Source organism: Psychromonas sp. SA13A (genome assembly GCF_011378715.1).
Taxonomy (GTDB): Bacteria; Pseudomonadota; Gammaproteobacteria; order Enterobacterales; family Psychromonadaceae; genus Psychromonas.
Map to the genome: position 1 here is coordinate 147,079 of NZ_WTKU01000002.1, position 25,464 is coordinate 172,542.

General features: G+C 36.6%; 17 protein-coding genes. 13 read left to right on the forward strand and 4 right to left on the reverse strand.

All coding sequences use genetic code 11. From position 1 onward, the window contains the following. The 6 genes from GQR44_RS03335 to GQR44_RS03360 all read left to right on the forward strand — a co-directional run bounded on the left by GQR44_RS03335 (window position 1) and on the right by GQR44_RS03360 (window position 12,370). On the forward strand, window positions 1-2,886 hold the full coding sequence (locus tag GQR44_RS03335) for a hypothetical protein (protein ID WP_166369248.1): 2,886 nt from the start codon (window positions 1-3) through the stop codon (window positions 2,884-2,886). 9 nt (window positions 2,887-2,895) lie between these two features. Next, window positions 2,896-8,955, forward strand: a complete 6,060-nt coding sequence (locus tag GQR44_RS03340) for a beta-ketoacyl synthase N-terminal-like domain-containing protein (RefSeq protein ID WP_166369250.1) — start codon at window positions 2,896-2,898, stop codon at window positions 8,953-8,955. An 11-nt stretch (window positions 8,956-8,966) separates the two neighbouring features. Next, the gene (locus tag GQR44_RS03345; protein ID WP_166369252.1) at window positions 8,967-10,628 is read left to right on the forward strand and encodes a PfaD family polyunsaturated fatty acid/polyketide biosynthesis protein; all 1,662 of its coding nucleotides are present in this window, start codon (window positions 8,967-8,969) and stop codon (window positions 10,626-10,628) included. A gap of 69 nt (window positions 10,629-10,697) precedes the next feature. Further along, complete coding sequence (locus GQR44_RS03350) at window positions 10,698-11,123, forward strand: VF530 family DNA-binding protein (protein ID WP_166369254.1); 426 nt, start codon at window positions 10,698-10,700, stop codon at window positions 11,121-11,123. A 55-nt stretch (window positions 11,124-11,178) separates the two neighbouring features. Beyond that, window positions 11,179-11,658 (forward strand): GNAT family N-acetyltransferase, encoded by a 480-nt coding sequence (locus GQR44_RS03355; RefSeq protein ID WP_205962950.1) that lies wholly within the window; start codon window positions 11,179-11,181, stop codon window positions 11,656-11,658. 208 nt (window positions 11,659-11,866) lie between these two features. Continuing rightward, window positions 11,867-12,370 carry a VF530 family DNA-binding protein gene (locus tag GQR44_RS03360; RefSeq protein ID WP_166369256.1) on the forward strand — a complete coding sequence of 168 codons (504 nt, stop codon included), beginning with the start codon at window positions 11,867-11,869 and terminating at the stop codon, window positions 12,368-12,370. Window positions 12,371-12,819: 449 nt separating this feature from the next. On the opposite strand, the gene GQR44_RS03365 is transcribed toward GQR44_RS03360, so the two are convergent. Both GQR44_RS03365 and GQR44_RS03370 read right to left on the reverse strand, forming a co-directional pair. Then, the gene (locus GQR44_RS03365; RefSeq protein WP_166369258.1) at window positions 12,820-13,425 is read right to left on the reverse strand and encodes a hypothetical protein; all 606 of its coding nucleotides are present in this window, start codon (window positions 13,423-13,425) and stop codon (window positions 12,820-12,822) included. A gap of 470 nt (window positions 13,426-13,895) precedes the next feature. Then, window positions 13,896-14,471 (reverse strand): DUF2057 family protein, encoded by a 576-nt coding sequence (locus GQR44_RS03370; RefSeq protein WP_166369260.1) that lies wholly within the window; start codon window positions 14,469-14,471, stop codon window positions 13,896-13,898. A gap of 258 nt (window positions 14,472-14,729) precedes the next feature. Here GQR44_RS03370 and GQR44_RS03375 point away from each other — a divergent pair, with 258 nt between their 5' ends. Then, entirely contained in the window at window positions 14,730-15,974 is a 1,245-nt protein-coding gene (locus GQR44_RS03375) for a dicarboxylate/amino acid:cation symporter (RefSeq protein WP_166369529.1), read from the forward strand. Window positions 15,975-16,231: 257 nt separating this feature from the next. Continuing rightward, window positions 16,232-16,417, forward strand: a complete 186-nt coding sequence (locus GQR44_RS03380) for a putative motility protein (protein ID WP_028867203.1) — start codon at window positions 16,232-16,234, stop codon at window positions 16,415-16,417. Between the two features lie 237 nt (window positions 16,418-16,654). Here the strand turns inward: GQR44_RS03380 and fbp are convergent, their stop codons facing one another. Together fbp and GQR44_RS03390 are read right to left on the reverse strand one after the other, a co-directional pair. Next, window positions 16,655-17,659: a class 1 fructose-bisphosphatase gene (gene fbp, locus GQR44_RS03385; RefSeq protein WP_166369262.1), complete on the reverse strand. Its 1,005-nt coding sequence runs from the start codon at window positions 17,657-17,659 to the stop codon at window positions 16,655-16,657. A 538-nt stretch (window positions 17,660-18,197) separates the two neighbouring features. Then, window positions 18,198-19,490, reverse strand: a complete 1,293-nt coding sequence (locus GQR44_RS03390; RefSeq protein ID WP_166369264.1) for a DEAD/DEAH box helicase — start codon at window positions 19,488-19,490, stop codon at window positions 18,198-18,200. A 422-nt stretch (window positions 19,491-19,912) separates the two neighbouring features. On the opposite strand from GQR44_RS03390, the gene GQR44_RS03395 reads away from it, so the two are divergent. The 5 genes from GQR44_RS03395 to GQR44_RS03415 all read left to right on the forward strand — a co-directional run bounded on the left by GQR44_RS03395 (window position 19,913) and on the right by GQR44_RS03415 (window position 25,435). Further along, on the forward strand, window positions 19,913-20,278 hold the full coding sequence (locus GQR44_RS03395; protein WP_166369266.1) for a periplasmic thioredoxin of cytochrome c-type biogenesis: 366 nt from the start codon (window positions 19,913-19,915) through the stop codon (window positions 20,276-20,278). A 388-nt stretch (window positions 20,279-20,666) separates the two neighbouring features. Continuing rightward, a complete protein-coding gene (locus GQR44_RS03400; RefSeq protein ID WP_166369268.1) occupies window positions 20,667-21,005 on the forward strand; it encodes a hypothetical protein in 339 nt (112 codons plus the stop codon). Window positions 21,006-21,013: 8 nt separating this feature from the next. Further along, window positions 21,014-22,174 carry an HD-GYP domain-containing protein gene (locus GQR44_RS03405; protein ID WP_166369270.1) on the forward strand — a complete coding sequence of 387 codons (1,161 nt, stop codon included), beginning with the start codon at window positions 21,014-21,016 and terminating at the stop codon, window positions 22,172-22,174. Window positions 22,175-22,378: 204 nt separating this feature from the next. Beyond that, a complete protein-coding gene (locus GQR44_RS03410) occupies window positions 22,379-24,586 on the forward strand; it encodes a Tex family protein (RefSeq protein WP_166369272.1) in 2,208 nt (735 codons plus the stop codon). A 93-nt stretch (window positions 24,587-24,679) separates the two neighbouring features. Then, the gene (locus GQR44_RS03415) at window positions 24,680-25,435 is read left to right on the forward strand and encodes a tRNA (adenine(22)-N(1))-methyltransferase TrmK (protein ID WP_166369274.1); all 756 of its coding nucleotides are present in this window, start codon (window positions 24,680-24,682) and stop codon (window positions 25,433-25,435) included. Window positions 25,436-25,464: the final 29 nt, after the last annotated feature.

The window sequence follows — 25,464 nt, forward strand, 5'->3', positions numbered from 1 at the left end:
ATGCTTGCTGTGATCGGTCTAGGGGGGAGTTTTGCATCAGTAAAAGATATTGATGCATTCGATTACCACTTATACAGAAATCAATCTATTCCATTAGTAAAGCAGGGCCATTATGGGCCTATTTTAACTGATGCCGAAAGGGTTGTTGAGCAGTTATTAACGGTAAATCATTTAACTGGCGATGATATTAACTTATTGATTGTAGATGAAGACAATTCATCTATTTTTCAGCCATTACTATCCAATACTGAATTCAGTACTAATTTTTTTGCTGTGAATACTGTTTTTTCGATTACAGAGGCATTGAAAAAGGCGCAAGAAGTAAGTTTTGTTGCTACAAATAACGACAAGCTTAGCTACTCTCGCACTGTAAAATCAAATATCAGCACTGTAAACAATAAAGCAGCCATCATCCTTTCTATTAATCAACAATATTTAGATGGTGTTGCTGCATTATTAGTTTGCGATAAAGCTTTACTTGAACAACCACTATCGCAATTTCATTTATGTCATTGTTATGCTGAAATTAATGCATTTTCTACTTTGAATTATACAAAAACTTCTTGTAATGATGAAGTGAGTGAACATATACAAGATTTTTTATCGACTAATGATATTAATCCTGCCCAGGTTGAATCTATACTCACTGGTGAATCTGTAGCTGAAGGTTGTACAAGTGAACAAAACAAAGTTTACCGGCATCAGCATCAAGGCAGTTGGCTAAATGCCTTTCAATGTTTATCTGAACAACAAATTCAAGCATCATCTGGACAAAAAAAAGATCAAGCTAAGACAACATTATTAACGGCAGTAGAGTGTATTAGGACTGATTCGGTAAATTTCACTGTGTTAGTGTCACTGCTTGCCGCTATATTATGTTTAGATCAGCGCTATCGTTTAGGTTGTAAGCAAAGCTTGATTCAAAAGAAAAATAAAAAGCAGGGGGCAAAGCAAGCTGATAATGAAACACCGTCTATAACCGATTGGCAACATTCACCTTTTTACTATCTAGCCCATTCGAACAGTTATTTAAGTGATAAAGCAAACGAGGGAGCTAATACTAGACCTCGTCGAGTGATTGTAAGCCATGTCGGCCATGTAAAAGATTCGATGAAAGATGCTAATAAAGCTGATGTTAAAAATATTGACAACAATACTTATATTAATGGGCTGCTTGAATTAATTAGTGTGTCCGCAGCAGGCATAAAAAAAGGTGATAGTTTTAACGTAAATAATGGTTTTTTAGCTCAACAAGCGTTAAAACCAGTGATTTTTCGTGCTTCAAAGATGCAATTATTATTAAAGCTTTTAAAGCAAACATTACTGCATGTAATGGATATGATTTCTGCAAGTCAAACATTGTCATTTGTTGAATTTGTTAAGCAAAAAAATAATTTAACTTATTCGATTAATGCTCAAGTGGATGCTCAAGATAATAACCAAATCAATGCTAAACTCGCGATGGATGAAGATACTCAGGCGCAGTTTTGTGTCGTGCTGTTAGCGTCTTCATTTATAACATTAATGGAACAAATACAATTAGCCATCGCCGGTGTTAGCGTTGCCCAGCAAAATAACAAACCTTGGAAGACACCTGTTGGTAGCTATTTTAGTGGGCAAGCAGTGAGTACCTTTAAAACGCCAAAACCACTTAGTTTTATCTACCCCGGTGTGGGCGCATTATACGTCAATATGGGCAAAGATTTACTGCGTTTATTTCCTCAATGTTGGCAATCATTATCCATGCTCAGTGATGATCTTGCACATAGCTTACAAGATGCGTTGCTCACACCACGCTTGATAGATGAAGTTGATTTTAATATGTCCTTAGCGCTAGAAAAGTCGTTACGTGCAGAATTAGCGAATATTGCTGAGGCAGGCGTTAGTTATGCGTGTTTATTAACTAATATTTTTCAGCAACAACTTGGTTTAAAAGCGACCAGTGCTGCGGGTTATAGCATGGGAGAAGTGAGTATGTTTGCTGCGCTAGACTGTTGGCAAACACCACAGTTAATGAGCCAGCGTTTCAGAAATAGCAAGGTGTTTACTGAGCAGTTATCTGGTCCATTAAAACGCTTACAGAGCATTCAAATAAACAGCCTAGATAAAATTGAATTTACTGAGCAGAGTAGCTGTACTGTAATAAATAAAACACCAAATAAAACACCAAATAAAACAAGCAATACTACCAACAACAAAATCGATAAAAGCAGTGTTAGTTCAACCCCTGAACAACCTTTGTGGGAGTCTTATCATATCAAAGCGGGGCTTTCACAGGTTGAATCCATTATTGAAGAATTCCCAAGTGTTTATATCACTATTATCAATACGCCAGAGAGTCTGGTCATTGCTGGTGTGCCTGAACAATGTTTAGCATTAGCCAAACGATTAAATTTGCGTGCTATCGCTCTGAATGTACACAACATAATTCACTGTGAGTTAGCAAAAAGCGAATATGAAAACATGTTGCAGCTGTATTCTTTACCGATCAAACAAAAACTAAGTTGCCAGCTATTTTCAAGTTCGTGTTATTTACCGATACCTATCACGCAAAAAGCCATTGCCGTGAGTATTAGTAAATGTTTAACGGAATTAGTTGATTTTCCTCGCTTAATAAACAAAATAGTGGCATCAGGTGAAACGGTCTTTATTGAGATGGGCGCGGGTAAGTCCCTGAGTACTTGGATTGAACGCATTTTAAAAAATAGCACTCAGCCAATTACCTGTTTATCAGTTAACCAAAATAAATTAGATGATCATAGTGCCATTTTAAAAACCATCGCAGCCTTGTTGAGCCTTGGTTATCCTATTCATTTACAGCCTTTTTTTAGTGGTTCATTAATACGACCCGTTAAGAAGTTGTCTGCTTTAGTATCAGTATCATAGAGAGTAATTATGGAAAACATCGCCATCGTAGGTATTGCTAATTTATTTCCAGGGTCGAGTGCACCTGAGGAGTTTTGGCAGCAATTACTAAAGCAACAAGATAATCGAACGCCAATCACTGAACATGAACTAGGTGTTAATCCAAACGACTATCTAGGGCGCAAGGGTGAAAGCGATAAATATTATTGTTTATATGGCGGTTACATTCGTGATTTTAACTTTGATGGTACTGAATATATTACTAATCAACGCTCATTAAATGGAAGGAAAGCAGTAACTGCCGATGATTTAAACCAGCTAGATGATTTACATCAATGGTCGCTGTACGTGACTAAACGTGCTTTGCAGGATGCAGGGTATTTGCACAGTGAAAAATTAAAAGATTGTGGGTTGATTCTAGGTAACCTTTCTTTCCCGACCAAGCAATCTAATCATCTTTTTTTAGAGTTATATCGTGATGTGGTAGAGCTTGCCTTACAGCAAACGATTGATTCAAGGTTTCAACTGTCTACTTTTGTACCTACTAAAACCGTTTCTCCTTATAATGCACTTGTGGCCGGTTATCCCGCTGCTTTATTAGCTGAAGTTAATGGTCTCGGTGGCAATTATTTTTCCTTGGATGCTGCTTGTGCTTCATCATGTTATAGCGTGAAATTAGCCTGTGATTATTTGCAAACGGGTAAAGCTAATATGATGTTAGCGGGGGCGGTTTCTGCTGCCGATTCTTTATTTGTGAACATGGGATTTTCAATCTTTCAAGCTTTTCCTGAAAATAATCGACATGCTCCTTTTGATCAAGATTCACAAGGGCTATTTGCTGCACAAGGTGCCGGTATGATGGTACTTAAGCGACATAGTGATGCCATTAAAGACGGGGATCATATTCATGCTGTGATCAAAGGCGGAGCTTTAACCAATGATGGCAAAGGTGAATTTGTACTTAGTCCTAATAGTAAAGGGCAAATATTAGCTTATCAAGAAGCCTATAAAGATGCGCAGATTGATCCACGAGAAATTGATTACATTGAATGCCATGCAACGGGGACTCCTAAAGGCGATAAAGTTGAATTAACGTCTATGGAACAGTTTTTTAGACAATATCATCATAAACCTTTACTTGGATCTGCAAAATCTAACCTCGGTCATTTATTAACGGCTGCAGGTATGCCTGCGATGACAAAAGCTATTTATGCACTTAACGAGAAAATGATCCCTGCAACCATTAATGTTGATAATGCCATTGCGACTAAACAGGGTTACTTTTCAGCACAACAGATCCCGACTCAGAATATAAGATGGCCTGAAACCTCACATTCATTAGATCATAAACATCAAAATACAGCAGGTGTTAGTGTGTTTGGTTTTGGTGGTAGTAATGCTCACTTAGTGTTGCAAGCGGGTGATAGCCCAAAAACAGACAATACAAATCAACTGAACCCTGTACAAAGTCTTGCTATTGTTGGAATAGATTGCCACTTTGGTTCGGTTGATAATGCATTCGATTATCAGCAGTTATTAAATAGCAACGAAAATCATTTTGTGGATTTACCGGAGAAACGTTGGCAAGGGATTGATAAACAGGCATCAGTACTCAATCGAATGGGATTACAAAAAGCCCCTAAAGGGAATTATGTCAGTGAATTTGAGATAGATTTTTTGCGTTTTAAGATTCCGCCTAATGATCAAGATAGCTTGATACCACAACAGTTATTAATGATGAAGGTGGCTGACAATGCCGCTAAAGATGCTAACTTAACGCCAGGAAGTAATGTTGCTGTTTTGGTCGCTATGGGATTAGAGCTTGATCTACACCAATATCGTGGACGTGTTAATCTGCACAGCCAAATTCAGCAAAGTTTATCTGCACTGGGAGTTGAATTAACCGAGCAGCAGTTGGCCGAATTGATTGCTATCAGCAAACAGAGTATTAACCAACCGGCGCAGCTAAACCAATACACTAGTTTTATTGGTAATATCATGGCTTCAAGAATCTCTGCATTATGGGACTTTAGTGGACCTGCCTTTACGGTTTCTAGTGAAGAAAACTCGGTGTATAAATGCATTGATATTGCGGATAATTTATTTAAAACGAGCGCGGTCGAAGCAGTTATTATTGCAAGTGTTGATTTAGCGGGAAGTATCGAAAATATTTCACTGAGGCAACGTTTTAGTGCAAGTGAAATGAATCCTATGGAAAATCGAGTTGCTGTAAATGCACATGTACAATCCCGTTCTGAACAACAATTACAGTGGTTAGTCGGAGAAGGCGCAGGAGCTATTGTTGTTAAAGCAAATTCTGCTCAGGTACTCGCACAAGTAAAGGATTTAGAAGGTGATAACTCGCAGCTCGCAGACTCTCGAGTGAACGAATCTGATACAGTTTATGCAAATATTGAAGCTGTTAACTTTGCCCCTAATATCAATGCACAGAGTAATGTTGAGGTTATTTCTCGTACATTAGCAAAAGCACAGATCAGTGCAGCACAAATTACCCAAGTTGAAGCTTTTGCCGCCGGTAATCAACAACAATTAACAGATGAACATCATGCTTTGACTACGCTTTATGCAAGTGCCTCTATTGTTTCTAGCAAGCAAAAGATAGGGCATTGTTATAACGCATCTGGCATGGCGAGCCTTATTGCAAGTGTATTTGCTGTTAAGGACAATAAACAAACAGACGGTGAACAAAATAATGTTGTTCTACCAAGTCGTTATGTTGCAATAAATGGATTAGGTATGGACAATAGTATTGCCCATCTTATTATGTCTAATGTGAACGCGACTAAATTTGTTACTAAGGTAACAGCTAAGCCTTCTAAGCCAGGATTAATTAAAACGGTAACCTTAGGCGGTAAATCAATTTTTGATAGTATTTGCCAACAACAAAACAATCCACTCATTGAGCAAATACAGCACTCTTTTAATAGGCAGTTTAAAGCCCCTGAAATGGCCCATTTAAATGCCTCAATCAATACTGCTAATAGCAGAAATAATGTTGAAACGATGACCGAAAAAACACAAAAAACAACAGGCAATATTGAAAGTACTGTTGGCGAAACAGAGAAACAAAAACAGCATAGTCAAATAGTAAGCCCAGTAGTAAGTAAAGTAGCAAGCCAAGTAAGTAGTGAAATTGAGCAACAAAGCCAAACTCATCAAGCATTCTTACGTGCTCGATTTATGGCTGAAAAGCAGATATCTACCTTGATCAAGCTGCAGGCTCAGCTTGTAATGGGTGAGCAAATGCCGATGACTAATAATGAATTAGTTAATCCTGCGCAAATTACGGCAGTTGAGCAGCCTTTAGGTCATTCAAATCAGCCATCAACAAACCTAGTTGGTTTATTGTCGATTCAGGGGCAAAGTGGGTTTGACTATCCACCTTTGAAGTTAATCCCCAAATATAATAAGCCTGCCAATATTGTTTTTGATACTGCGCAATTGGTGGAGTTTGCGGAAGGTAATATTGGTAATGTATTTGGTCAGCAGTATGCCGTTATTGATAGCTATAAACGCAGAGTACGTTTGCCGACTACGGATTATTTATTGGTAAGCCGAGTTACCGAACTCAGTGCACAAACGCATCAATATAAAAAATCTTCTATGTTTACCGAGTATGACATTCCTTTGGATGCACCTTTTTTAATTGATGGTCAAATACCTTGGTCTGTATCCGTAGAATCTGGCCAATGCGATCTTATGCTAATTTCTTATATTGGCATTGATTTTCAGAACAAAGGAGAACGTGTATACCGCTTATTAGACTGTGAATTAACATTTTTAGAAGAGATGGCTTTTGGCGGTGAAACCTTGCGCTATGAAATTCATATTGATTCTTATGCTAAAAATGGCGAGCAGTTATTGTTTTTCTTCCATTACGATTGTTTTGTTGGCGATAAAAAAGTGTTAATCATGCGTAATGGTTGTGCTGGTTTCTTCACCGATGAGGAGCTAGCAGATGGAAAAGGGGTGATTGCAACAGCTAATGACAAAGCACAATACGATAGTGCAATAAAATCATCATTTAGCCCCTTAATTGCTAATACTCAAACACAATACGATTATCAATCGATGTTAAAATTAGTGCATGGTGATATCAAAGGGTGTTTTGGTGATGCTTATGATCAACAGGGGCGTAACCCTTCATTAAAGTTCTCATCTGAAAAATTCTTAATGATTGAACGAATCACTAAAATTGATAAAAATGGGGGGCATTGGGGACTCGGTTTACTAGAAGGTCAAAAACAATTAGACCCTGAACATTGGTATTTCCCTTGCCACTTTAAGGATGACCAAGTGATGGCTGGCTCGTTAATGTCTGAAGGTTGTGGCCAAATGGCAATGTTCTTCATGCTCTGGTTAGGTATGAATAGTCATGTCAATAATGCACGTTTTCAACCGATGGCCGGTGAAGCGCAAACGGTGCGTTGCCGTGGTCAAGTTAGACCTCAAACTAATACTCTGACCTATAGAATGGAAGTGACTGAAATTGGAATGTCACCGTGTCCATTTATCAAAGCAAATATCGATATTATTTTGGACGGTAAAGTTGTCGTCGATTTTAAAAATTTGTGTATGGAAATAAAAGAGCAAGATCAAACAAGCCCTTATCCTGTATCCCTTCCTAACAATGTAAATCGCGTGAATAATGCAAATAATATTTCTATAAATCACTTGGGCGAAACCTCGGCACTAAGTGGTGCCGCTTTAGGGTTTGAACAAGGCAAATACAGTGTTGATCAACACAGTATTGACCAACATAGTATTGATCAACACTGTATCGATGAACGAGGTATCAAACCGTTTCTAAATACAACACGACCACTGATGCGTGTTGAATCAGACTTGAGTGTACCGACTAATAAAGGTGTCGTGCCAATACAACACTTTGCAGCACCTTATTTTGAAGGGCAGAATAGACAACCAGATACGCTACCTTTTACGCCTTGGCATCTGTTTGAATTTGCAACGGGAAACATTAGCCAGTGTTTTGGACAAGACTTTGATGTTTATCAAGGCAGAACGCCACCAAGAACGCCCTGTGGCGATTTACAGGTGGTTACTAAGGTCGTTGATGTGCAAGGTCAACGTATGGACTTTAAAACGCCTGCTAGCTGTATTGCTGAATATGAGGTTCCGGAAGATGCCTGGTATTTCACTAAAAATAGCTGTGAAAACTGGATGCCTTATTCGCTATTAATGGAGATTGCATTACAACCAAACGGATTTATCTCTGCGTACATGGGGACTACCCTAAAATACCCGGAAAAAGATCTCTATTTTCGCAATTTAGACGGTCACGGAGAGATCATTAAGCAGATCGATTTACGTGGAAAAACCATCGTTAATAAATCTGTGTTGTTATCAACAAGCATGGCAGGTGGTGCAATCATTCAAAGCTTTAGTTTTGAATTAAGTGTCGATGCAGAAACAATATACCGTGGTGGAGCAGTCTTTGGTTATTTCAGTGCAGACTCATTAACTAATCAGTTGGGTATTGATAACGGACAAGTAACTCAACCGTGGTTTGTTGAGTATAATATTGCGGCAACTGATATTACACAGATTGATCTTACAGATGATACACTGAGTTTATTCAATTCATCTGCACAGAAGCCAAATTATCGTTTAGCTGGTGGGCAATTAAACTTTGTTGATACAGTGAGTATTGTTGAAGGTGGTGGAGATCATCAATTAGCTTACATTTATGGGCAACGCCACATTGATGCGAGTGATTGGTTCTTCCGTTATCATTTCCATCAAGATCCTGTAATGCCAGGCTCTTTAGGCGTAGAAGCCATTATCGAGTTGTTACAGTGTTATGCGTTAACCCATGATTTAGGTAAGCAATTCAGTAATCCTCGTTTTATTGCGCCAACAACTAAGGTTGCGTGGAAATATCGCGGACAAATTACACCACTTAATAAAAAAATGAGCTTGGATGTGCACTTAAAAGAGATTATTACTAGTGCATCGGAAGTGCGCTTAATAGGCGATGCTAACTTATCAAAAGATGGTTTGCGTATCTATCAAGTGAAAGACATTGTTCTGAGTATCGTTGAAGCTTAAAGAGAAAAATAATGACACAAGCAACTTACAAAGCAGCACTTATTGAAATCAATAAACAACAAATTGATTGGAATTGGCAAGTAGCTGCTTCAACATTATCCGATGACCCTGTTAGCTTAAAAAATGCATTATTAGAGATTGGTAAACCGATGTATTTAGCTAAATCAAATAATAACATTGCGGTCACTCATCAGTTAATGAGTCATCAAGAAAATACAGCAGTAGATACTTCATCAGCTTCTGTTTTACCGGTACTCGCGTTTGCACAAGCAATTAAAGCTGAAGAACTTGGTTCCGCTGAATTTAAAAAAGCGCATGGTGTAAAATATGCTTATCATGGTGGCGCGATGGCCAATGGCATTGCATCAGTAGAGTTAGTGATTGCATTAGGTCAAGCTGGTTTTTTATGTTCATTTGGCGCTGCAGGACTTATTCCTGATGTCATTGAAGAATCTATTAAACGTATACAACGTGCGTTGCCTGATGGCCCTTTTGCGGTTAACTTAATTCACTCTCCCAGCGAGCAAGCGCTTGAATCGGGTGCGGTAGAGCGGTTTTTGAAATTAGGTGTTAACACTGTAGAAGCTTCTGCGTTTTTAGCTTTGACTGAACATATTGTACATTATCGAGTCGCTGGTCTTTCGCAAAATTCAGATGGTAGTATTGCTATTAACAATAAAGTCATTGCAAAAGTTTCACGCACTGAAGTTGCAGAACGATTCATGTCACCTGCGCCGCAAAAGTTTTTAACAAAATTACTAGCAGCAGGAAAAATAACGGCACTACAGGCGGAGCTTGCACTGAAGGTGCCTATGGCCGATGATATTACCGCTGAAGCAGATTCTGGTGGACACACTGACAACCGTCCTTTTTTAACACTCCTACCAACTATTATAAAACAGCGTGATCAGTTACAAGAAAAGTATAACTATGTGACGCCACTGCGTGTTGGTGCTGGAGGCGGAATAGGAACCCCTGAATCTGCTCTAGCTGCATTTAATATGGGTGCTGCTTACATTGTTCTTGGCTCTGTTAACCAAGCTTGTGTAGAAGCGGGCGCTTCGGAACATACAAGAAGATTATTAGCGAATGTAGAGATGGCCGATGTGACCATGGCCCCTGCGGCGGATATGTTTGAAATGGGGGTTAAACTACAAGTGGTAAAGCGTGGCTCAATGTTTGCTATGCGAGCGAATAAACTCTATGAGCTCTACACTAACTACCCAAGTATTGAAGCCATTCCTACCATTGAACGCGAGAAAGTCGAAAAACAAATTTTTAGACAAAATCTAGATCAAGTGTGGGATATTACCAAAGCCTTTTTTCATGAGCGTGATCCAGACATGTTAACCAGAGCGCTAGATGATCCAAAACGAAAAATGGCACTTATATTCCGTTGGTATTTAGGTCTGTCATCACGCTGGTCTAATATTGGTGAAAAGGGACGTGAAATGGACTATCAAATATGGGCTGGACCGAGTTTGGGTGCCTTTAATAGTTGGGTAAAAGACAGTTATTTAGCCGATTACCAACAACGAAATGCAGTCGATGTTGCATTACATTTATTGACTGGTGCTGCATATTTAGAACGCATCAATCAACTTAAATACCAAGGCGTGACAGTACACAACAGTCTATTAAATTATCATCCAGCACATTCTTTTTTGTCTTAACAAATTAAAATTGCCAGTAAAATCAAGTTCAGCTGAGAGTCTCTGGTAAATATAAAAGTAGAGTAAAACATGACCGTAAAAAAACAAAATAATCCATTGTATGGATTAAAGCTAGAAGTTCTATTAACCGAAATATCAGAACACTACACTTGGCCTGGTTTAAGTGAGGCGCTATTGATAGATCGGTTTAATTTCCATACCGGTATGAAATCTACTTGTAAATTTTTGCGTAACAATCAATGGGCACGTGAAAAAGTTGAAACCTTTTATCTGTATGAATTCAAAGCCTATCCATACCCAGAACCCAAGTTACTGGCTAAGCCACCTAGAGACAGAAATATCCCTGAAGATCAGATGCCTGATGAACCTAAACCTATTACTAATGCGATGATTGATCGTGTTGATATAGCATGCAAATACCGCATTTATGAGAAAGCAGACACTATTAAGAATGAACCTGTTTATGACCCAAGCAATCCATGGGGTGTTAAATGATGATTTGTATCAAGACGAAGTTATTAAGTGATGATTGTAAAGAATGGAATAGGTCATGTTGAGTTGGGAGTTAAAGTTTTTTAAAGAATTATCTGCACATCGTTTATACCAAGTATTAAAGCTTAGACAAGACGTGTTTATTCTTGAACAACAATGTTTATATGCGGATACTGATAATTTAGACCAGCAAGCATTACATATATTATTAATATCGGAAGAGGATGATGATTTAGTCGCTTATTGTCGAATTATTCCAGCTGGTATTCTTTATCAAGAAGTAGCCATTGGTAGGGTAGCTGTATCTGCCAATGCACGTAAAAGTGGTTTAGCTAAGCAACTGATGCATAAAGCGATTGATTTTATTAGAGATGAAATGCAAGCACCAGCTATTAAAATATCTGCTCAATCTCACTTACAAAATTTTTATCAGTCATTAGGGTTTATTATTTGTTCAGATCCTTACGATGAAGATGGCATTGAACATATAGACATGAAATTGATAAATGATCAGTTTAATGGTCAACTTAATAGTTAGGGCATTATTTAATCAATTTGTAAGTTGTTATCGTAACCATCCCAAAAAATAATGGAAGCAATGACGCTGAATTGAAATGATTGCTATAATGCACAAATAAAACAATAATGTTATTAAGGTTGAGTTTACTATCTAGTCTACATTTAGATGTTAACTTACCAACATTTATATTATCTACCGATTTATTGAAATACCCTTAGGAAAGAAAATGTCTGCCGAATTACAAAGAAACAACCCACTTCATGGTTTGAAAACTGAAACATTATTAACAGAGTTGGTCGAATTTTATGGTTGGAAAATCTTATTTGCAGCAACCCGTTTTAAATGTTTTGACGTTAATCCAAGTATTAAAGGTAGTTTAAAATTTTTACAAAAAACGGAATGGGCACGATTAAAGTTAGAGAGCTTTTATTTATATCGTTTTAAGCGTATGCCTAAACCTAATGATGTAGAATTTCATTTAGACCCGAGAGAGCGTGGTTTTGACCATGGTATTGTACCTTTATCTCCGATGAAACTAACCATTGAATCAATAGAGTTGTCACAAGCTAAAGCAGCATCGGCTTTTCAAGAGCGACAAAATGAGAAACGCCAAAGTCATCAATCACGCAGACAAGACACTAAACATCCTATGCGTGATAATAAAGTAGCAAGTAAAAAAACTGATAAAGCAGAGCCTAAGTATGACCCAAGTAATCCTTGGAACGTTTAATTAGCCTAAGTAATTGTTAAAAGATTAATTATTAAGAGATGCTTGTTAAGCTATAAGAGATTAAGCTGTAAATGCTTAATAAATATTCAATATATATACCCGTTATCAATCGAGATGCTTTATTCAGTCGTTAGCTTGGGCAGCAAGGCAAGGCGTAACATGATGACAATGGCTAGTCTTATCGAATGTTGCAACGCTGAATGCTTTTCGAGCTAACGACCCACAGGGCAAGTTGTGAGGCAAGCATCTTCGTTGTTAGAAAGTATTGATTGAACTAGTTAGATCTTCAATTTTCTGCCTAGAAGCTACTCACCTCACAACTTGCTGAGCTTTGCATCTTGAATGGTAACGGGTATAGATGAGTCATAATTAGTTATGGCTTTCAAAACTATACTTTATTCTTCACAATAGCAGTTAAGCAACTGCACTTATTATGCGAATCTAGACATCTATTTATTTAACTTTCTTTTCAGTAATAAAATTTGTTTGATCAGCTGAGATTTTTCTAATTTTGCTAATTCTGCAACTTGTAAGTCATTTTTAATTAATGAGTCAAAATCATCGGTATCGGTATCATTGCTGTTTGATGATTGGTTCTGTGCATTGGATAACTGTTGTTTTAATTCCTGATTTTTCACACTTAAGCTATCAATTGTTTGCTGCATTTTTTTTGTATCACACGCAGGCTCTTTAGCGGCAAAAATAAGGGATTCTAGGGTTTTATTTAACGCTTTATTTTTGGCAACTTTCTTTAACTGGTCACCAGCTTTAATAGATAAGTTAAAGGTATAGAGTTTTTTTCCATCATCGCTATCACGTGACTTTTTACTGCGCCAAGCTTTAAACATTTTATTACGTAATTCACGGCCTTCAGCTGTGGTTTCAAGTAACTGACATAGCTGTGTAAATTGTGTCTCAGACATATTATTAATATCGATTCCTAAGCCCTGTGTTAAAGATAATAATAGGGGGGTTTTAGGTATTAAATAATTTTTTACCCACTGACTATTTGATTCGTTCCATTCAAAACTTGCAGGGGTTTCTACTGTGATCACATGAATCTCCTTATTATATTGACACCTTAAATAATAAAACTAATTAAAAAAAGATAGCAAAAGGCAAACCTGACAATGAATATGTTACTTTAAATTGTGTTTATAAAAAATAGAAAAACAGCACGCTTGATGACTGGTTTATCAAAAATATAACAGTTATAAATTGCGCCAAATCCAAATATGAAAATCGAGTCAGGACCTTATACTGCTCCAAGTTTATATCAATAACCGATACAAAAACTAGACGTAGTAGGCAACCAAGATATTGATTGCTCACTACGTCTTAATTCTTAGAACAACAATTACGAGAATAATTACCACAACTATCGCCATATGTATTGCCACTTTTTACACTATATTTGGTGGCACTAAGTGGTATTTCGCGAAGTGTCGCTTAATTTCTCATGATCGCTATTATTATATAAACATTGTTATAAAAACGTTTTTACACAATATTTTTTTATTAATGGTTATCGTGTTTCGTTGTTGATCAACCATATTTTGAATTGTTTCTTCTGCTCAACAGTTGCTGCTCTATATTCGTCAATTAAGCTATTTGTAGTCACTTTTTTAACGGTGCCAGAACTAACATCTATGTTGTTATCTCGATTTGTGTCAGCGATTAATGCTTCGATATCACTATATGGCAACAAACCTTTACCATGCAATTCAGTCGGGTTTTCAACCTGATATTTACCATTATCATTCGTTACATACCAGTTTAAACCCGCTTGAATCTTTTGACCTGCTTGTTCAGCGCTATACAATTTATCAGTCGAGATAGTTGTTTCGCCATTCACATCTACATTTAACAAAAACGGTCTACTTTCTGTAAAACGATTATCATCAATATCAAACTTTTTACTGAATCTCACTGCAATTTGCTGCTTACCATCTTTCACTTCTAATGTGTTATCGCTCATAAATGAGGATTCCACTTTTACACCATTTACAGCTAGGACACTAATACCGTCATTGGTGATAATTTCACCTGAAAAAGCGAGAGGGCTAATAGCCAGGGATAATAATAATCCTGTGATTTTCATATGTTTTTTCCTAATTAAAAGAGACGAAATAAAAAATTGAGTAAATAAGGTCAATATGACAGATTCTGCTTCGCTTTGGTATATCAAGATGTGATCTATCACTATAAAATTGAGACAATGATCACTGGTAGCAGAAAGATTGATCGTTATCAGTTTCAATTTCACTATTTAAGGTAGTTTGTTGCGCAATATTAGAGCTAGTTTAATTTAGTTATCAAAACAATAAAAGGATTCAGCGTGGTTAAAATTAAAAAAAGTATGCTTTCTAACATAGGTACTCAAGTTGTTATTGCAATGGTAATAGGTACTGCTGTTGGTGCTTATATGGGGCCAAGTGCAGATATTTTTGCGCCATTGGGTTCTATCTTTATTCATCTTATTAAGATGTTAGTGATACCACTTGTAGCTGTTGCCATTATTACCGGAGCAGCGAATTTAGGAGATAGCCCTGCCGCAGGAAAAATTGGAGTCAGTACTTTTGCATTTTTTATGCTCACCTCTGCTGTTGCAGTGGCGTTAGCAATCGGCTTGGGTGAGCTATTTCAACCTGGCGTAGGGGTTGACTTAAGCAGCATGCATTCAATGTTCTCTAATGAATATGCAGATAAAGGCGAAGTACCTGGATTTTTTGCGACAGTCTTAGGCATGATCCCAACCAATATTTTTCAATCTTTAAACAATGCAAATATTCTACAAGTTTTAGTTTTTTGTTTATTTCTCGGTATTGCTCTGTCTAAAGTAGATAAAAACAAATCTGCACCATTAATGTCTGCATTATCGGCTTTAGTTGATGCTTTTGTTTGGATGATTAATGTAGTGATGCGAATTGCGCCTATTGGTGTTTTTGGTCTAATGGCAGAAGCCGTGGGTACATTTGGATTTGATGTACTTACCATGGTAATGAAATTATTTGTCGTTTACGTAGTTGCAATTCTTATATTTGGTTTTGGTTTTTATCCGTTATTAATCAAGTTGCTATCTAAGGTTTCTGTACGTCATTTTTTATCGGTAATGAAAGCGCCGCAAGCCGTTGCATTATCCACTGCCTCTTCTATGGCAACTCTGCCTGTGACAATGGATGTGGTTGAGAAAGAACTTAATATCAACAACTCGACGGCCTCTTTTGTCTTACCGCTAGGGGCGACTATTAACATGAGCGGTAACGCTATTTACTATGGTTTAGTGGCTGTGTTTTTTGCGCAAGTATTTAATGTTGATTTAACCTTTGGTGCTTACGCCGCTATTATATTTACCGCCACTATTGGTGCTATTGGACAAGCGGGTGTACCTGGCCCGTCGTTTTTAGTTGTTGCTGTTTTATTAGCTGCTGGGATCCCGATAGAAGGGTTACCATTGTTGTTTGCACTGGACCGTATTTTTGACATGATCAGAACTGCTTTGAATATTACCGGTGACGCAGCTTGTGCTGTTATTGTTGATGGATTAAACCCAAACCATGAGCAACAAGAAAATGAATTAGAGGTTGAAGCACCAGGACGTTAATGACATTAATAGTCAATTGCTTATTTCTTTAATTCAGTTAATGCCGAAATTTAGCTATTAAAAAGGAGCCTAGCTTCTTTTTTTATCTTTATAATTCAAGAAATATGAGTTCCTGTCGATAACAGATTATACCGCTACATTTTTATTTACTTTTTAGTTCCTTATTACGGGTCAATATGAAAAATAAGCAGTAGGGAAGTTAATAGATATCGTCATTAAAAATGAAGCTATGAAAGGTACAGATAAGGAGAATATTGATGGATATGAGTGTCGTTGGCAGTGTGCTAACAGAACAAACTAAAATAAATACGCTGGAAACGGTCAATGTTAATTTATTAAAAAAGAGTAATGACCAAGCCGAGCAACAGGCTACTCAATTATTAGAATCAATTCCGCCTATGCCTGAAGGTAGTAAGGGCAATAACATTGATACGCATGTCTAGCTTCTTCTATTAAGCATCATTTATGTTTTACTAGAATGTACTTTTATTATTAGGTAGTTATTATCAGGTATTTGCTATTTGCTATTTGCTATTAGGTATTAGGTATTAGGTATTAGGTATTTTTTAATGAAGGTCAAATGACCAAATCTAATCACTCAAAAAATTTAACATATATAGAAAAATGCCAAACATAAGTTTGGCATTTTTATGGTGTTATTATTATAAGATCAGAACCGTTTATGCTTCAGGATAGTCCGCGATCATTTTTTCAGCATCTTTTACCATACCAGCACTACCACAAACAAATGGTACACGTTGATGTAATTCAGTTGGCTCAATTTCCATAATTCTTTTCGTACCTGTGCTTGCAATACCACCTGATTGTTCTGCAAGGAATGCAATAGGATTACACTCATATAACAATCTTAACTTGCCGAGTGGAGCTTGTGCTGTAGATGGGTACATAAATATACCACCTTTCAATAGATTACGATGGAAGTCAGCAACTAATGAACCAATGTAGCGAGAGGTATAAGGGCGGTTATCTTCTGGTACAATTTCTTGACAGAATTTAATATACTTTTTAATACCCAATGGGAATTTCAAGTAATTACCTTCATTGATTGAATAACACTTTCCAGTTTCAGGCGTCATCATATTTTCATGTGATAGATAAAATACGCCTAAAGATGGGTCACAGGTAAAGCCATGAACACCGTTACCCGTGGTATAAACAAGCATGGTAGATGAACCATAAATTACATATCCTGCAGCAACTTGTTTAATACCTGGTTGTAAAAAATCTTCTAGTGTCACAGGCGTTCCAACTGGACTCACACGGCGGTAGATTGAGAAAATAGTACCCACAGAAACATTCACATCAATATTACTAGAGCCATCTAGCGGATCCATTAATACAACGTATTTACTATTTACACCACGTTCACTATCAAAACTTACGAAGTCGTCTTCTTCTTCAGAAGCTACACCACAAACCTCCCCGCGAGCTTCCAGAGCACATTTAAATTTATCATTAGCGTATAAATCTAGTTTTTGCTGTGTTTCACCTTGGACATTTTCAATACCAGTGGCACCAATAATGTCAGCAATGCCGGCTTTGTTAATTTCACGGTTAACAATTTTGGCTGCTAAACGAATTGCGCCTAATAACCCCGTTAACTCCCCACTAGCTTCTGGGAAATCATGTTGTTTTTCAATAATGTACTCGCCTAAAGTGATCATATTCTCTCCAATAAGTGTTGGAATTTTATTATAAGTATAAATAATAAAATTTGCTCATAAAAAGGTGTGAGCTAGTTCTAACAAATTAAAATTCTAGGTATATTGTATTACAAAAAAGGGGTTTCTTATAATTTTATCCACGCAGTTAGGTATTTCAATAATGTTACAACCCAATATCTTTGAATTACAGGGATATCACATTTCTTTTACCTTTTATGTGAAGAAGGAATGACTTAGCGTTATAGGTTTAATTAACACTTACAAAATTTCATTAAAGCTGCTAGAGAGAGGGCTCGAAGCTTGTTGTCGTTATTTTTATAATTTTATAAATTAGTTGATTTGAATTCATATGAGTTAATATCATTAAACACGAAGTAGTCCTGTACAAAATTTTTAATTTAGTCTGTTTATTTATCATTGATAAAGAATAATAACTAATAATTTTTATGGGGGGTACGAGAGGGATGGCTGACAATGAAATTAGTGAGTTGCTACCTTATTGTTGAATAAGGTAGCACTGTGTCACCAATAGTGCGTATTAACGTGCTTTTCTGGCTTTGTTTTTTGCACGGCGTACGGCAGATGGTTTATTTTCTGCTTTACGTTTCTCTACCAGCTGATTACGTTCTTGAGTCGCTTTATAACGACTTTTCTTGAACGATTTACCATCTTGCTGAACTTCCGTTGTACTGTTAAATTCGTAACCTGGGTATACAATTCGTTCAAATTTTCGACCAATAAGTGTTTCTATACTATCTAAAAATTGTTCATCTTTAGGACTTACTAGTGAGATGGCATGACCGCTTTTACCTGCTCGGCCAGTTCGACCAATACGGTGCACGTAGTCTTCAGATAAGAATGGTAGATGAAAGTTAACTACGTGTGGTAAATCTGGAATATCTAAACCGCGTGCTGCGACATCGGTAGCGACTAAAACACGAACACTGCCTTCTACAAATTGTTGAATCGCTTTATTACGCGCACCTTGTGTTTTGTCCCCATGACATAATGCGGCTTTGATGCCATCCAACTTTAATTCCTGTGCGAGTATATTGGCACTTTCTTTGGTACCAGCGAAAACCAACACTTGTTTCCAATTCTTAACGCCGATCAACTCAGATAATAACTCACGTTTACGCGATTCACTTACCCAGTAAACTTGTTGTTTAACCTTACCTGATGTTGAGTTTTGCTTAGCTGTTTCAATATTTTTAGGGGTATGTAAAATTTTATTCGCTAGAGTTTTTACTTTATTAGAAAAAGTCGCTGAAAACATCAGAGTTTGATGTTTTTGTTTAATAATATCAGTAATTTGTTGAATATCAGTTAGGAACCCCATATCCAACATTCGATCTGCTTCATCTAAAACTAGATGTTTAATATGTGCTAAATCTACTTGGCGTGCGTTAACGTGTTCTATCAAACGTCCTGGTGTCGCGATTAACACGTCTACACCTTGTTTAAGCATTTGCTTTTGAGGTGATACATTAGCACCTCCAGTAACGACTCCTGATGTAAGAGGCAGAAATTGACTGTATTGCTTAACATTCTCTGCTACTTGTAATGCTAATTCACGTGTTGGAGTTAAAATAAGTACTTTGATAGTACGTGAAGTGCCAATATTATTAGGTTGGTTTTTAGCTAAAATATCCAATAAAGGAAGGGTGAATGCAGCTGTTTTGCCGGTACCTGTTTGTGCACTTGCCAATACATCATGGCCTGCTTTGATGATCGGAATTGCTTGTTGTTGGATTGGGGTTAGCTTTGAATAACCACAGGCTTTCACTGCCTTTAAAAGATTCGCAGATAGACCTGCTGCATCAACACTCATATTGTTACCTAATTTATACGCTTAAAATCAACGCGCAGTATAACAAAATCAATTTATAATGTATGAAAAACATAGGCGCTAATAAACGTTTTTTATTGATTACGTTGTAGAGTTTTTATGTGCTATCAAATATTGCTTTAAGGTCTTTTATTTAAGTAAATACTATTTCGTTATTGTAGAATTGGTGAATAGTATTTGCCTGTTATTCATTTGTTTATTTCAGGATGATATTTTTACTATTGAGTGTCTCGCTGTGATGCTTATTTACGCCGTGTGAGCTGTTAATTTACAGACCTAAGAACTGTCCTGGCATTGAGCTGTGTTTATTAATGAATTCACACTCATAAGTAATTATCACTTCTATTCGAGACTTCAAACCGAACAAAAAACGACAAAAAAATCAACAAAACAGGAAATACAAGATGTCTCTACAACTAGTAACCCTCGACGTTAGTGAATTTGAACAAAGAATATTAAATAAAGAGTCTTTTATCTTAAATGTCGTTGCCACTTGGTGCTCTGATTGCACAGACCAACGTCTTAATCTTGAGTCATTTGTTGCCTCTGTCGCAGAATATGATTTGTCGGTACTTGAATTGACTGCTCAGGAAACTAAAGGAGAATATATCAGTCCTGAAATAGCAGGGGTGATTGAGCAATTCGGAGGGCATGGTTTTCCTCGTACTGTACTCATTAGCAAGGGTAATATAATCAGTGCAGACAATGTTGAAATAATCAGTGAACAGGCATTATTACAACTAGCAAAGAAATTTAAACAACATATATAGTTACTTAACGATTCGTATCTAATCTGCACATCAATAAAACGATGTGTAATTAGTACTTTAATTCAAGAAATAAAGAATTCAAGGTCTGCACTAGTCTACTTGTTCCCCACTATTCTAATTACTAATGTGTACAAGAGTTGTGCCCATTAGTTATTATCCTAAGTTTTTTTGCTTAGTAGTTATGCTTGCGCATTTAACTTATTCAACGTTGCGTTGTAATGAGTTAATCATTAACTGTAAAAACCATCAATTACTCAATAATTGATCTTAAACAAAAATTAATTTACAAACGGCCACAAAAATCTCAAAGTTATGCTAATTTTATATTCTTAAATCGTTATTGTTTTTATATGATTGATTTTGTAACACTACTTATTAAAGGTCGATAATGCCATTGCTTAATAATCTTGCTCCAGAAAAAAAAATGACGGTCATTTTTAGAATGGAACCTGGATCACTAGGGCCTGATGGAAAAGTATATGTTAATGAATTCTGTGAATTTGCCCAAACCCAATTACAAGCTAGTGCATCGCATTATTTGAATTGGTTTATTGTGCCTAGATTTGACAAAACATTAAGTGAAATGAAGTTTCAACTCGGCAATAAAACAATCACTCAAGAGCAGGCAACAAAATATTTATCCCTATTTGGTGAAAGTTATTTACATTTTGAAGAGCAGCTTGAGGATAACCTTGAAGCTATTATTAACCAATATTTTGGTCGTTAAGGATTACAATGATTAAAAAAATAACAGCAGACCAACTACAAGTTGGTATGTACATTCATCACCTTGTAGTTGGTTGGTTAAACAATCCTTTTACATCAAGTAAGTTCTTACTTAAATCTAAAAATGATATTCAAAAAATACGTGATGCTGGCATAAAATGGGTCGAGATTGATACTAGTAAGGGGCTAGACACTTTACTTGTTAAAAGTACTCGACCAAAAGTCGAAGCCTCGGTAAAGCAACAAACCAAAAGTGCCAAAGAAGAAATGGAAGCAGCTAAAGCTGCCTTTGAAGATGCAAGGCAGTTTATTAGTGGTGTAATGAATAGTGCAAAAATGGGGCAATGCGTTGAATTAGAACAAGTTGAGCCCGTCATTAAAGACCTAAGCGACTCGATTTTACGCAACGAAAATGCATTACTCGGCCTCACTCATATTCGTAATATGGATTATTATACTTTTGAACATTCGGTTAGTTTTTCTGTACTTATGATGTCTTTTGCAAAAGGTATGGGCAAATCTGATGAGTTTATTTGTGCAGTGGGAATAGGTGGGTTATTACATGATATCGGTAAAACGATCACACCAGATCATATTCTAAATAAACCAGGGAAATTAACGCCTGAAGAATTCGTGATCATGAAAGAACACGTAGTGCATAGTCGTATTATTCTTGAAAAGACCGAAGGTTTATCGCAAATATCAATGGATGTTGCGGCAATGCACCATGAAAAATACGATGGTAACGGTTACCCACTGGGTTTAAATAAAGACCAAATAAGTTTAGCAGGTCAAATGTCGGCCATTGTTGATGTTTACGATGCACTAACAGCAGACCGTTGTTATCATAAAGGTAAAAAACCATCTGAAGCGCTTCAATTTTTATTAAAAGGATCTGGCAGCCATTTTAATCCGCAACTAGTACAACAATTTATACAGTCGGTTGGTATCTATCCCGCGGGATCGGTTGTGTTATTAAACAATGGTTATTTAGCAACCGTCATTGAAATAAAAGATAATATGTTAAAACCAATTGTAGAGATTTTCTTTAATACTAAGACAAAACAAAACGTGCAAAAAGAGTTGATCGACTTGAGTAGCTCAACTGACCTTAAAGTAAAGAATGTAGATAGTTATGAAAATTGGAACATTAAACCTTTAATCGCTTAGTTCCTTACATTAGCCTCTTATAAAAGCCTAAAATAATTTTATTTTCTGGCTTTTATTCCTTTTAAATTTAGATATCACATTTAAATCTGCTAACCGTGTAAGAGAAAACACTTTTTAATAGAAAGTAAAATAAAAGTAAGTCGAAAAAATCGTGTAAGTATGCTAAAAATAGCCGCTATTTATTTGATTATAAGATCCGCTAATATGCCTAATTCTGTTACTCAACTCTCTGAACTCAAAGATCAATTAGCAAAAGAGTGTCAAATTTCAGCGTCTCAAGTAGAAGCTGCCATCCATTTATTAGATGATGGAAATACAGTCCCATTTATTGCCCGTTATCGAAAACACTTAACGCAATCCTTAGACGATAATCAACTGCGCTTATTAGAGACCAAGCTAATTTATTTTAGAGAACTCGCCACGCGTAAACAAAGCATTTTAAAAGCAATTGATAAAGCCGGTAAATTAACCAATAAACTAAAAAATGAAATTCAAGCAATACAAGATAAAGTCACTCTTGAGCATTGTTATGCTCCCTTTAAAACTACCCGTATCACCAAAGCAAAATTAGCCGAAGAAGCAGGTTTAAATTGGTTAGCAGAGCTACTTTGGGCTTCACCTAAACAACCTTTAAATAAAATTGCACAACGTTATATTAACAATGCAAAAGGCTTTACCAATAGCACACAAGTATTAGAAGGTGCACTAGCGATTGCGGTTGATAAACTAGCTCAAGATATTGCATTAACAAACTTATTAAAACACCATTTATTTGACCAAGGCGAAGTGTCTTCAGCGGTGGTAAAATCTAAACTAGATGACGCGATTAAGTTTAAAGACTATTTTGACTTTAATTCTCGTTTAAACAGGTTACCGGCGCATCGTGTACTCGCTATGTTACGCGGTAAAGCTGAAGGTTATCTTCGTCTTAAAATTAATCCAGATCCATTTCAAAAAGATAAAAAAGCTTATAGTTATTGCCAAACCTTAATAGCCAAGCATCTTAATGTTTACCTTGCTAAAGATGACCATGACTCATGGGTTCGACAAGTCATTGACCACGCATGGCGAACAAAATTGTTAGTGAGTTTAGAGAAGCAAATTTTTGTTCAATTAAAAGAACAAGCGGATCATGAGGCGATTGAACAATTCGCTAGCAATTTAAGTGCATTGTTAATGGCTTCACCAGCTGGTGAAAAAGTGACGCTAGGTTTAGATCCAGGCTTTAGAAGTGGTTGTAAAATAGCTGTTGTTGATAAAACAGGTGAATTAATAGAAACTGCTACCATTTATCCTCATCAACCACAGTTGCAAACAACACAAGCCCAACAAACAATTAAAAAAATGATTGAACAATACAATGTTGAATTAATTGCCATTGGGAACGGCACCGCATCGCGTGAAAGTGAACAATTTATTTCGCAGATATTAGCGTCAATCGATGCAAACCTTCAATCTGTTTCAGTCAGCGAAGCCGGGGCTTCAGTCTATTCTGCATCAGCGTTAGCAGCACAGGAATTTCCGCAACTTGACGTTACTTTACGTGGTGCAGTATCTATAGCGCGACGTTTACAAGACCCGTTATCAGAACTCGTTAAAATTGAAGCAAAAGCTATTGGTGTTGGACTTTATCAACATGATGTTCAACAAACGTTATTAACGAAACGATTACAAGCTGTGGTTGAAGATTGTGTGAATAAAGTCGGCGTGGATCTTAATACTGCTTCACCCAATGTATTAATGCATGTTGCAGGATTAAATGCGACACTTGCTCAAAATATTATTACTTATAGACAGCAGCATGGCCGTTTTAAATCTCGCCAAGCATTAACTAAAGTGCCGCGTTTAGGGACTAAAGCATTTCAGCAAGCAGCAGGCTTTTTGACTGTCAATGGAGGCGATGAATGCTTAGATGAAACCATACTTCATCCTGAGCAATACCCATTAGCAAAACAATTAATTGCGTTTAATAATAAATCAACTCAAGACGTGCTTATAAATAAAGATGCATCAGCATTAATATTACCTCCTATCAAGCAAGTTAAAGACAGTGAGCAAGAATCAATCTTACAGGCTTATCAAGAAATTTTAACGATATTGAGCATGACGAGGCGCGACCCAAGAGAACAATTTAAAGTGGCTGAATTTGACCAGAGTATTCATAAAGTCAGTGATTTGGAGGTAAACATGTTATTGCAGGGGGTTGTTACCAATGTTGCAAATTTTGGCGCTTTTGTTGATTTAGGAGTGCATCAAGATGGGTTGGTTCATATATCAATGTTGAGCGATAGTTTTGTAAATGACCCTCATAAAATCGTGAAAGTGGGGCAAGTTGTAAATGTTAAAGTAACAAGTATTGACCAACAACGTAAGCGAATCGCATTAACCATGAAAAACACTAAACAACCTTAGTGGGTAAATTATAAACCTTGAAAGGAAAGCCACTTAAATCAATTAAATTATCAACTCAATCCTTTAAATATTGTAAAATAAAGCAAAATAATAATGAAATTAAATAAACGTTTATTAGCTCTCTCTGAAATGGTCAATCAACCTTATAACGTGGTTTGGGATTGTTGCTGTGACCATGGTCTATTAGGTTTTAAAATTTTAGCTAATGGGTTAATAAAGCAAGTTAATTTTGTAGATGTTGTGCCTGAGTTAATTGATCAATTATCACAAAAGTTAATCAAGTATGCTGATCAGTTACCTGCTGATAGTCGTTGGCAAACATGGTGCATGGATGTAGCTAAAATATCACTAGAGTCCAACGTCGAATTGGGAACGCATTGTGTGAGTTCAAATTTTTCTATTTCAGAGCCTGTTGTACATGACAGAGATTGGCCTGCTCATCTAATTATCATTAGTGGGGTGGGAGGGGATTTGATGATAGATATATTGACTGGAATGATGCAGCGTTATTCTGGCCACAATATCGATTTTTTATTATGCCCTGTTCAACATACCTATAAGCTGCGACTCACGCTAATAGATTTAGGCTTTAAGTTAAAACAAGAACAATTGGTTATTGAAAATAATCGTGGCTACGAACTTATGCTTATAAATCAGATGCATGGTGAGCCGCTATCAGTAACAGGTAATAAGCTTTGGCTACCTGAGGTTGACCATGAAGCTTATTTAAGTAAATTGATTCATCATTATCAAAAAATTAATAAGAGTAATAGGGATGAACTAAAAATGGAAAGATTGGCCTTAAAAGATTATTTAAGCTTACAAAATCGCTTATATAAGAAGAAATAATAGAGCTTAAGCTCGTATTTCACTTTTGT

Coding starts and splice junctions, on each gene's coding strand:
- GQR44_RS03335 (WP_166369248.1), top strand. CDS start 1: ATGCTTGCTGTGATCGGTCTAGGGGGGAGTTTTGCATCAGTAAAAGAT.
- GQR44_RS03340 (WP_166369250.1), top strand. CDS start 2,896: ATGGAAAACATCGCCATCGTAGGTATTGCTAATTTATTTCCAGGGTCG.
- GQR44_RS03345 (WP_166369252.1), top strand. CDS start 8,967: ATGACACAAGCAACTTACAAAGCAGCACTTATTGAAATCAATAAACAA.
- GQR44_RS03350 (WP_166369254.1), top strand. CDS start 10,698: ATGACCGTAAAAAAACAAAATAATCCATTGTATGGATTAAAGCTAGAA.
- GQR44_RS03355 (WP_205962950.1), top strand. CDS start 11,179: ATGTTGAGTTGGGAGTTAAAGTTTTTTAAAGAATTATCTGCACATCGT.
- GQR44_RS03360 (WP_166369256.1), top strand. CDS start 11,867: ATGTCTGCCGAATTACAAAGAAACAACCCACTTCATGGTTTGAAAACT.
- GQR44_RS03370 (WP_166369260.1), bottom strand. CDS start 14,471: ATGAAAATCACAGGATTATTATTATCCCTGGCTATTAGCCCTCTCGCT.
- GQR44_RS03375 (WP_166369529.1), top strand. CDS start 14,730: ATGCTTTCTAACATAGGTACTCAAGTTGTTATTGCAATGGTAATAGGT.
- GQR44_RS03380 (WP_028867203.1), top strand. CDS start 16,232: ATGGATATGAGTGTCGTTGGCAGTGTGCTAACAGAACAAACTAAAATA.
- fbp (WP_166369262.1), bottom strand. CDS start 17,659: ATGATCACTTTAGGCGAGTACATTATTGAAAAACAACATGATTTCCCA.
- GQR44_RS03390 (WP_166369264.1), bottom strand. CDS start 19,490: ATGAGTGTTGATGCAGCAGGTCTATCTGCGAATCTTTTAAAGGCAGTG.
- GQR44_RS03395 (WP_166369266.1), top strand. CDS start 19,913: ATGTCTCTACAACTAGTAACCCTCGACGTTAGTGAATTTGAACAAAGA.
- GQR44_RS03400 (WP_166369268.1), top strand. CDS start 20,667: ATGCCATTGCTTAATAATCTTGCTCCAGAAAAAAAAATGACGGTCATT.
- GQR44_RS03405 (WP_166369270.1), top strand. CDS start 21,014: ATGATTAAAAAAATAACAGCAGACCAACTACAAGTTGGTATGTACATT.
- GQR44_RS03410 (WP_166369272.1), top strand. CDS start 22,379: ATGCCTAATTCTGTTACTCAACTCTCTGAACTCAAAGATCAATTAGCA.
- GQR44_RS03415 (WP_166369274.1), top strand. CDS start 24,680: ATGAAATTAAATAAACGTTTATTAGCTCTCTCTGAAATGGTCAATCAA.